Source organism: Stenotrophomonas sp. PS02298 (genome assembly GCF_029959445.1).
Taxonomy (GTDB): Bacteria; Pseudomonadota; Gammaproteobacteria; order Xanthomonadales; family Xanthomonadaceae; genus Stenotrophomonas.
On sequence record NZ_JASCOR010000171.1, the window covers coordinates 1 to 8,817 of the forward strand.

Consider the following 8,817-nt stretch of genomic DNA (forward strand, 5'->3'; position numbering starts at 1 on the left):
CGGTCGGCACGAGGAACCCGGTTGGCCCTGTTGCCACCGTCTTTCCTGAGTTCATCGCCCGCGACGGTCAGGAGCGCGCGAACGGGTGCCGTCAAGGAGGCAAGCGCAGGGTTGGTGCGGCCCGCAGGCGCAGCCGAGGACACGGCCCTGCGCGCCTTGACGGCACACGGGCGCGGGCTACAGTCGCGGTGAAGGTGATGAAGTCAGGGGAGACGGCTGGACATGGCAACGGCCCCTCGACACGCCGACCGCACGGCAAGCGAAGCGCGCAGGCCCGGATCTAGGAATCAGGGCCGGCGGCGTCAGCCGAGCGGAGCGAGGGAACGATGGAAGCCCATCAGGGGCGAGACGCCGCAGGCGGTTCAATGCGAAGCACGACAGCGCGACCGGCCATGTCTGCTTGGCCGGGGACGCACGACCGTCCTACCATCCCTCCATGGAAGAAACCATCCTCAACAACGACGATCCTTTGGAGCACATGCTTCACCGCTCCAATGCCTTGCACGAACGGCTGGATGAATTGCTGGGCAATGCCGAGTTCGATGGATCGCCCCGTGGCGAATCAGCCCTCGGCATGTGCTTGGTGGCTATGGAACATGCGGCGGCAATGCGAGCGTTGATGTCGCTGCGACTGCCCACGTCTGCCGTCGGCCTCATGCGCCTGCAGTTCGAGGCCCTGACACGGGCAATTTGGCTGCTCTACGCAGCTAGCGACACAGCGATCGACAAGTTGCTGGCGCCACTGACGCAGCAGAGCGAACAGGCAGCCAAGAACTTGCCTGGCGCCAGCGAAATGATTGAGCAGATCGGCAAGCGAGTCGGACAAGGCGTGCCGGCAGCCGCGCACCAGATGCTCTCGCACTTCAAGGATGTGACCTGGCACGGCATGAACTCATTCGTGCATGGCGGCATTCATCCGCTGCGGCGTAGTGCCGACGGCTTCCCGGTCGATCTTGCGCTGCAAGTGCTGCGCAGCTCGAACGGTCTGACGACCATGACCGGCATGACGATGGCTGTCCTCACCGGCGATGAAGCCGTGGCCAAGCCGGTGAGCAAGATCCAGCCGGCATTCGCCGACTGCCTGCCGGATCTGCTGAGACCTTGAACGGGGCTTCTTGCGACGCCCCGCGCAAATCATTGGACGATTCGCCCAGCCAGGCGCGCATCACGCGCATAGGCGCTCAACCGCTTTTCGGCCCGGAAAGACAGGTCACGTTCGATTGGCAGGCCCAGCCCGCCGCGCACGGTCGCCAGTTCGCCCAGGCTGACCCAGCCGATTTCCGGCATCCCCAGGCCCAGGTCGCAAAGACCAAAGGCGTGGTCGTGGTCGTCGGGATCAATCTCGGTCAGCAGCCAGGTCGCGCCGGCATCCGGCGTGAACAGCTTGACCACGGGCGCCGGATCGAAGTCCGGGTTCTCCAGTGATTTGCAGCCATTGGCCAGCAGCACGACGCGCTGCTCGTCAGTGATGAGTGCGTTGTTCATGGTGAACTCCTGAAAGGTTGCCGGGCGGAGTTGCCCGACCCTTCCGGGGCACGGCGCAGCGCAAGCAGTCAGGGGTCAACGACGGCCGCCAGGACGCAAGCGCCATCGGCGCGCAGCCCTTGACGGCGAGCACGCCGTGGCACGATGAAGGGAACAGCAAGACCGCCTCCCTTGCACCTTCACGTTCCCCGGTTCTCGGCAAGCGAAGCGCGCAGGCCCGCGCAGACCCGCGCGGGCCGGAGTTGCGCCACCGGACGCAGCAAAAAGGGGGCCGAAGCCCCCTTGGTCAGATCAGGCCGCGTTCGGCGAATGATGTGGTGTTGCCGCCCGCGACGATGATGTGATCCAGAATGCGAACGTCCACAAGTGCCAGCGCCTCCTTGAGCCGCTGGGTCAGTGCCCTGTCGGCCGCGCTCGGCTCAGGATTCCCGCTCGGGTGGTTGTGCGAAACGATGACCGCCGCCGCATTGAGCCGCAGCGCCTGCTTGACCACTTCGCGCGGATACACCGATGCGCTATCGATGGTGCCTCGAAACATCTCGGCATATTCGATCAAGTAATGGTGCGTATCCAGGAACAGCACGGCGAACACCTCGTGCTCGAACCCAGCCAGCTTGGCGCGCAGGTACTCCTTGACCGCCACCGGCGAACTGAATGACGCACCGCGCTGCATCTTGTGCTCGATAGCCTGGCGCGCGGCCTCCAGAATCTGGTCAGTCGTCGCCAGCAGGTAGCGGCCCTGCGCATCACGCACCATCAGTGAGGTATCGAACGAGGAAAAAGACAGTTGCGACATGATCGTGCTCCGGTTGCTTGGGCGGAATTGCCCGGAACCGTCGCCAGCACGGCGCAGCGCAAGCAGTCAGGGGTCGCAGACGGCCGCCAGGACGCAAGCGCGCACAAGCGCGCGCCGCCCTTGACGGCGAGAACGCCGTGATATGGTGAAGGGAACAGCAAGACCGCCCACACCCCGCCCACTGCACACACCCGCCGTTGAGCAAGCGCAGCGCGCAGGCCCAACAGGGCCGAAGGCGTCAGGGATCAAAGCCGGATGGCCGCGATTCGGCACGAAGCGCGGGGCGCAGCCCGCGAACCCGACGGCGGTACGCCGGGACGCAACATCCAAGTACCACATCGAACCCGCTCCACTACGCCGCAGCAAGTTGTCCCGATAGGTATTGAACTTCACCATGTCTCCATGCAGCAGAACCATGGAGTCCGAGGTGGAACAGCTATCGCAAGCCCCCAATACCGCCGGCACCGATGTCGGCCTCCCCTTGCCAGGCACGGATGCCTACGAGGCTTTGCCGCAATTTCCAACGCGCAGTGTCCTTCCCTTCCGTCGCACCATTCGCCGGCAGGAACTGCGGCAGATCGTTCCCCTCGCCGAAACGACGATCTACGAAATGGAGCGTCGCGGTGAGTTCCCACGTCGCTTCAACCTGACGCCACGCTGCGTGGTATGGGACTTGGCAGAAGTGGAAGCCTGGGTCGAAGAACGAAAGCAGGCTCCGCGCGCCGGCGTATCGAAACCGGATGTCCACTTACGAAAAACCCGCCCTGTCCGGGCGGGTTCGAGCGAGGCATAAGGCCAAGCAGCGGCGCTCATCCAATCAAAACCTCCAGTGCCTTGGATGTCGAGCGCGGCAATCGCTGCCCCTCCTTCGCCACGTTGACCTGCAAGGCCACTCGCGCCACCTCAAACACGTCTTTGGCCAGCGAGTAGCTGCCCTTGGCCTGCAACCACGCCAATACGTCCGCCAAATGCCAGATCGACGCGCTGCCTTCATGCACCGGCGCCGGAAAGCTGCCCGGATGCGCCAGCATCAGCTTGCGCATGTTCTGCCGCGACACGCCAACAATGTCGGCCACGTCAGTCAGACCCACCAGATCCGGCGCTACTTCGATCAATCGCGCGGTCGGCGCGGCGCCGCGCACATCGGCCAGCGCGCTACGCACGGCCTCGTCCGCATCCGCTGCCTCGCGGGTGAACTCTAGCGCCAACCGACCCGGCTGCCCAATGCCGATCAAGGCATCGTCGCAGCCGGCTTCGCCCAGGCGCTCCACCAGTGCATCCGTATCGCGGTCGTCGTCGGCGAGCTGGTATTTCAGGGTGAAGGTGTATTCCATCGCGCTACTCCTTGGCACCATCATCAGCGTCGCGCTGCGGCCGGTGCGTGATGCAGTTGTCCACGACGCGCCGCAAGGCGCGCGCGTGGTTGCCGGGATTTTTCGGCGTGCTCCATACGCTGGTGATGCAGAACTCGCCGCAGCGACATTCTTCATCGTTGTAAGGGCAATACATCCGCCCCCAAGCGTGGCTGCCGCCGACTTCGACGCGCCAGCCCTGCCCTTCGGCATGCCTGAGAGCTTCCTCGACATCTTTCTTCGGATGAGGGGAACGAGCCATCAATGATCTCCAGTATGGGGATGAGTTGCTTGGTTGTCAAGTGACAACCAAGCAACTGTTTCAGGCTATCGCGCTCAACGCCGGCACCACCACGTTCGCCGGTAACAGCTTCGGCACGTACGTCTGCCCACCGCCCCAGGCATCGACGAGGTTGGCCCACTCTTGCAGCATGTGGCGCCGCTGCTCGGCGTACTCGGCCTTGTTGTAAACCGAGCGCGAGGAACGCCCGTCCTCGTGCGCCAGGCACTTCTCGATCCAGTCTCGGTTGAAGCCGATTTCGTTCAACAGCGTCGAGCCGGTCCGGCGCAGGTCATGGACGGTGAAGGGTTGCAGCGGCAGTCCCTTGGTCTTTGCCGCCTCCACCACGAGCCCCGTGACGCGATTCAAAGTGGCGTTGGACATGCACCGCTCTGCGTCATAGCGAGACGGAAAAACGAACCTTGATCCCGCCGCGCAGGCGTGCAACGTCACGAAGATGTCGAGCGTCTGGCGCGATAGATAGACCATGTGCGGGTTGCGCCCCTTCATCCGCTGCTTAGGAATCGTCCAGGTCTTGCTCTCGAAATCGACCTCATCCCAGGTGGCGTGGATCAGTTCGCTCTTGCGTACCAGCGTCAGCAGGATCAAGCGCAGCGCCAGCTTGATGGTCGGATAGGTCGCCACCGATTCCATCTGCTGCATGAACAACCGGATCTCCAGCGGAGACAAGGCACGATCTTTCGGCACAAAGGTGGCGATCGAGGCCGCGCCCACGCTGTCGGCGGGGTTATCCACCTTCTCACCGTGGGCGATGGCGTAGATGTAGACCTGCTTCACGATGTCCCGAATCTGTACCGCCGTCGCCGGCGCCCCACGCTCCTTGACCTTGTTGCACAAGGCCCGCAGGTCTTCGGCCTGGATTTCGGTCAGCAGGCGATTCTGGAAGACCGGCAGGATGTCCCGGTCGATGATGTGCTTGCGCATGGCGCGGGTGCTGTCGGCCAGCCTTGCGTTGGCCAGCCACGTCTCCATCGCCGCGCCGAAGGTCTTGATGGCGACCACCCGGCGTTTCTCACGCTGCTTTTCCAGCGCGGGCGAGACACCCTTGAGAACGGCTTTGCGCGCGTCCAGCAGCAGTTCGCGCGCCATTGCCAGCGAGATGCCACCAGGGCCATAGCGTCCGAGGGTCAGTGTCTCGCGGCGGCCGTGGAGCCGGTAGTCGTAGCGGAACGTGATCGTTCCGCCAGGCGATACCGTCACGTACATCCCGTCTCGGTCAGAAGTCTTATAAATCTTGGACTTAGGCTTGAAATTACGTAGTGCGGCGTCGGTCAGCATCGAGGTTTCCTCCGGCATGTGACGGATTTACCGTCAGGTTTTACCGTCAGGGACCTGGAGACCTGCTGATGCCCGGAAAGCCCCATGAAACAAGCTTTCCCGAGAAGGCTTTTACCGTCAAAGACGGTAAAAGTCTGAATAGTGAACGAGAGTGTCTTAATCCGGCCTCGATTTTTACCGTCAGCTCTACCGTCAACTTTTTCTGCTGGCCGGCGATAGCTACCGATAGCTGTTGCGACGTATTTTCTTCTAAATCAACACGTTACGTCAGTTTTTCGATAGCTGGCGATAGTCCTCGAAGGACGTCAATTCACTCCCACTCGATCGTCGCAGGCGGCTTGCCTGAGATGTCGTAGACCACGCGCGAGACGCCACGCAGCTCATTGATGATGCGGTTGGAGACGCGGCCGAGGAAGTCGTACGGCAGGTGCGCCCAATGTGCGGTCATGAAATCGATGGTCTCCACGGCGCGCAGTGCGATCACCCACTCATAGGCACGTGCATCGCCAACCACGCCTACCGACTTGACCGGCAGGAACACGGCGAAGGCCTGGCTGGTCTTGTCGTACAGATCGGCAGCACGCAGCTCTTCGATGAAGATCGCGTCGGCCTTGCCCAGCAGTTCTGCGTACTCGCGCTTCACTTCACCGAGGATGCGCACGCCCAAGCCCGGACCCGGGAACGGATGACGATAGACCATCGCGCGCGGCAGGCCGAGTTCGACGCCGAGGCGACGCACTTCGTCCTTGAACAGCTCGCGCAGCGGCTCGACCAGCTTGAGCTTCATGTCTTCCGGCAGGCCGCCCACGTTGTGGTGGCTCTTGATGACGTGTGCCTTGCCGGTCTTGCTGCCGGCCGACTCGATCACGTCCGGATAGATAGTGCCCTGTGCCAGCCACTTGGCGTTGCTGAGCTTGTTCGACTCTTCATCGAAGATCTCGACGAACAGGTTGCCGATGATCTTGCGCTTGGCTTCCGGATCGCTGACGCCTTCCAGTGCCTTGAAGTAACGGTCAGCGGCATTCACGCGCACGACCTTGACGCCCATGTTCTCGGCCATCATCTGCATGACCTGGTCGCCTTCCTGGAAGCGCAGCAGGCCGGTATCAACGAACACGCAGGTCAGCTGGGTGCCGATGGCCTTGTGCAGCAGCGCTGCGACCACCGAGGAATCAACGCCACCGGACAGGCCGAGGATCACTTCATCGCTGCCAACCTGCTCACGCACGCGGGCGATCTGGTCGTCGATGATGTTGGCCGCGGTCCACAGCGTGGCGCAGCCGCAGATATCGGTGACGAAGCGCTTCAGCAGCGCCGAGCCCTGCTTGGTGTGGGTCACTTCCGGGTGGAACTGCACGCCGTACCAACGCTTGTCTTCGTTGGCCATCGCGGCCACCGGGATGCGGTCGGTCACGGCGGTGATGGCGAAGCCCGGCGGCACGTGGGTGACGTGGTCGCCGTGGCTCATCCACACGTCCAGGCGCGGCTCGCCATTGTGGTCGGACAGGCCGCCCAGCAGCGCGTCGTTGCCGAGCAGCTTCACTTCGGCATGGCCGAACTCGCGCTGGTCAGCGGCTTCGGTGCCACCGCCCAACTGCTTGGCCATGGTCTGCAGGCCGTAGCAGATGCCCAGCAGCGGCAAGCCGCTGTCGAACACTTCCTGCGGTGCAGCCGGCGCGCCGGGCAGCGTGGTGGTTTCCGGGCCGCCGGACAGGATGATGCCCTTGGCACCAAAGGCGGCGATCTCGGCCGGATCGTGGTCCCATGCCCAGATTTCGCAGTACACACCGAACTCGCGGATGCGGCGCGCGATCAGCTGCGTGTACTGTGCGCCGAAATCGAGGATGAGGATCTTGTCGTTATGGATGTTGGTCATAAAGCCCGGCAAGTGATCAATGAAAACGGGAGTCGATGCAAAACAAATGGCGGATAGAGAAAGAGGAACGGGACCAGGTCCACGTTCCTCTTCTGCTTACCGCATCAAGCGCGGTAGTTCGGCGGCTCTTTGGTGATCTGCACGTCGTGGACGTGGCTCTCACGTTGGCCGGCACCGCTGATCTTGACGAAGTTCGGCTTGGTGCGCATTTCTTCGATGGTGGCGCAGCCCACATAGCCCATGGTCGCGCGCAGGCCACCGATGAGCTGGTGGATGATGCCACCAACCGGGCCGCGATACGGCACACGGCCTTCGATGCCTTCCGGCACCAGCTTGTCAGCGGTGGCGGCGTCCTGGAAGTAGCGGTCCTTGGAACCCTTCTCCATCGCAGCCAGCGACCCCATGCCACGGTAGCTCTTGTAGGAGCGGCCCTGGAACAGTTCGGTTTCGCCCGGCGATTCCTCGGTGCCTGCGAGCAGGCCACCGATCATCACCGTCGACGCACCAGCGGCCAGCGCCTTGCCGATGTCGCCGGAGTAACGGATGCCACCGTCGGCGATCAGCGGAATGCGATCCTGCAGCGCTTCGGCAACCAGGTCGATCGCGGTGATCTGCGGCACGCCAACACCCGCGACAACGCGCGTGGTGCAGATCGAACCCGGGCCGATACCGACCTTGACCGCATCGGCGCCACAATCCAGCAATGCCAGAGCAGCGTCGCCGGTGCAGATGTTGCCGCCGATGACCTGTAAGTTCGGGAAGTTCTTCTTCACCCAACGCACGCGGTCCAGCACGCCCTGCGAATGGCCGTGCGCGGTGTCGACCACCAGCACGTCCACGCCGGCGGCGACCAGCGCTTCGACGCGGCGATCAGTGTCACCACCAACGCCGACCGCAGCACCAACCAGCAGGCGCGTTGCGGCGTCCTTGGCAGCGTTGGGGTTGTCGCTCTTCTTCTGGATGTCCTTGACCGTGATCAGGCCGCGCAGTTCGAACGCGTCGTTGACCACCAGGACTTTCTCGATGCGGTTCTTGTGCAGCAGCGACAGGACTTCGTCCGAGGCCGCGCCTTCCTTCACCGTGACCAGGCGATCCTTCTTGGTCATGATGTGGCGGACCGGATCGTCCAGCTCGGTTTCAAAGCGCATGTCACGGTGGGTGACGATGCCGGCCAGCAGGCCATCGCTGCCAACCACCGGCACGCCGGAGATGTTGTGCGCCTGGGTCAGGGCCAACACGTCACGGATCGTGGTTTCCGGACCAACGGTGATCGGGTCGCGGATGACGCCGGATTCGAACTTCTTGACCTTGGCCACTTCGGCAGCTTGCTGCTCGACGGTCAGGTTCTTGTGCAGGATGCCGATGCCGCCGATCTGGGCCATGGCGATGGCCAGGCGAGCTTCAGTGACGGTATCCATGGCGGCCGAGACAATCGGCAACTTCAACCGCAGGTCGCGCGTCAGCCGCGTGCCGAGGTCAACGTCCTTAGGCAGAACGATGGAGTGAGCGGGGACGAGGGAAACGTCATCGTACGTTAGTGCTTCAGCCTGGATGCGCAGCATCGGCGTGCCCGGTAGATGTGGGGAAGCGCGACATTTTACCCTTATTTGCCCGCCGATGTCAGGGGGCAAGTGCGACGCAGTGTCGCGCTGGCGGGGAGGTGTTCAGGGATCACGCCCTGTAGTGCCGAGCCATGCTCGGCAGGAGCGTTACCGCGAAAGCCCCTTGC

General features: G+C 63.1%; 9 protein-coding genes. 2 read left to right on the forward strand and 7 right to left on the reverse strand.

Annotated elements, in window-relative coordinates:
• The first annotated feature begins 436 nt into the window (after positions 1-436).
• Positions 437-1,105, forward strand: a complete 669-nt coding sequence (locus QMX78_RS18205) for a hypothetical protein (protein WP_154352386.1) — start codon at positions 437-439, stop codon at positions 1,103-1,105.
• 29 nt (positions 1,106-1,134) lie between these two features.
• On the opposite strand, the gene QMX78_RS18210 is transcribed toward QMX78_RS18205, so the two are convergent.
• Complete coding sequence (locus QMX78_RS18210; protein ID WP_154352385.1) at positions 1,135-1,485, reverse strand: DUF2958 domain-containing protein; 351 nt, start codon at positions 1,483-1,485, stop codon at positions 1,135-1,137.
• Between the two features lie 286 nt (positions 1,486-1,771).
• Positions 1,772-2,281, reverse strand: a complete 510-nt coding sequence (gene radC / locus QMX78_RS18215) for a DNA repair protein RadC (RefSeq protein ID WP_154352384.1) — start codon at positions 2,279-2,281, stop codon at positions 1,772-1,774.
• 415 nt (positions 2,282-2,696) lie between these two features.
• Here radC and QMX78_RS18220 point away from each other — a divergent pair, with 415 nt between their 5' ends.
• Positions 2,697-3,074, forward strand: coding sequence for an AlpA family phage regulatory protein (locus tag QMX78_RS18220; RefSeq protein WP_150359710.1), 378 nt, complete (start codon positions 2,697-2,699; stop codon positions 3,072-3,074).
• A 16-nt stretch (positions 3,075-3,090) separates the two neighbouring features.
• On the opposite strand, the gene QMX78_RS18225 is transcribed toward QMX78_RS18220, so the two are convergent.
• The 5 genes from QMX78_RS18225 to guaB all read right to left on the reverse strand — a co-directional run bounded on the left by QMX78_RS18225 (position 3,091) and on the right by guaB (position 8,650).
• On the reverse strand, positions 3,091-3,615 hold the full coding sequence (locus QMX78_RS18225) for a DNA-binding protein (RefSeq protein WP_154352383.1): 525 nt from the start codon (positions 3,613-3,615) through the stop codon (positions 3,091-3,093).
• Positions 3,616-3,619: 4 nt separating this feature from the next.
• On the reverse strand, positions 3,620-3,895 hold the full coding sequence (locus QMX78_RS18230; protein WP_150359708.1) for a hypothetical protein: 276 nt from the start codon (positions 3,893-3,895) through the stop codon (positions 3,620-3,622).
• A 60-nt stretch (positions 3,896-3,955) separates the two neighbouring features.
• A complete protein-coding gene (locus QMX78_RS18235; RefSeq protein WP_150359707.1) occupies positions 3,956-5,212 on the reverse strand; it encodes a tyrosine-type recombinase/integrase in 1,257 nt (418 codons plus the stop codon).
• Between the two features lie 310 nt (positions 5,213-5,522).
• Positions 5,523-7,088: a glutamine-hydrolyzing GMP synthase gene (gene guaA / locus QMX78_RS18240; RefSeq protein ID WP_282272199.1), complete on the reverse strand. Its 1,566-nt coding sequence runs from the start codon at positions 7,086-7,088 to the stop codon at positions 5,523-5,525.
• Positions 7,089-7,192: 104 nt separating this feature from the next.
• Complete coding sequence (gene guaB / locus QMX78_RS18245) at positions 7,193-8,650, reverse strand: IMP dehydrogenase (protein WP_282272201.1); 1,458 nt, start codon at positions 8,648-8,650, stop codon at positions 7,193-7,195.
• Between the last annotated feature and the right edge of the window lie 167 nt (positions 8,651-8,817).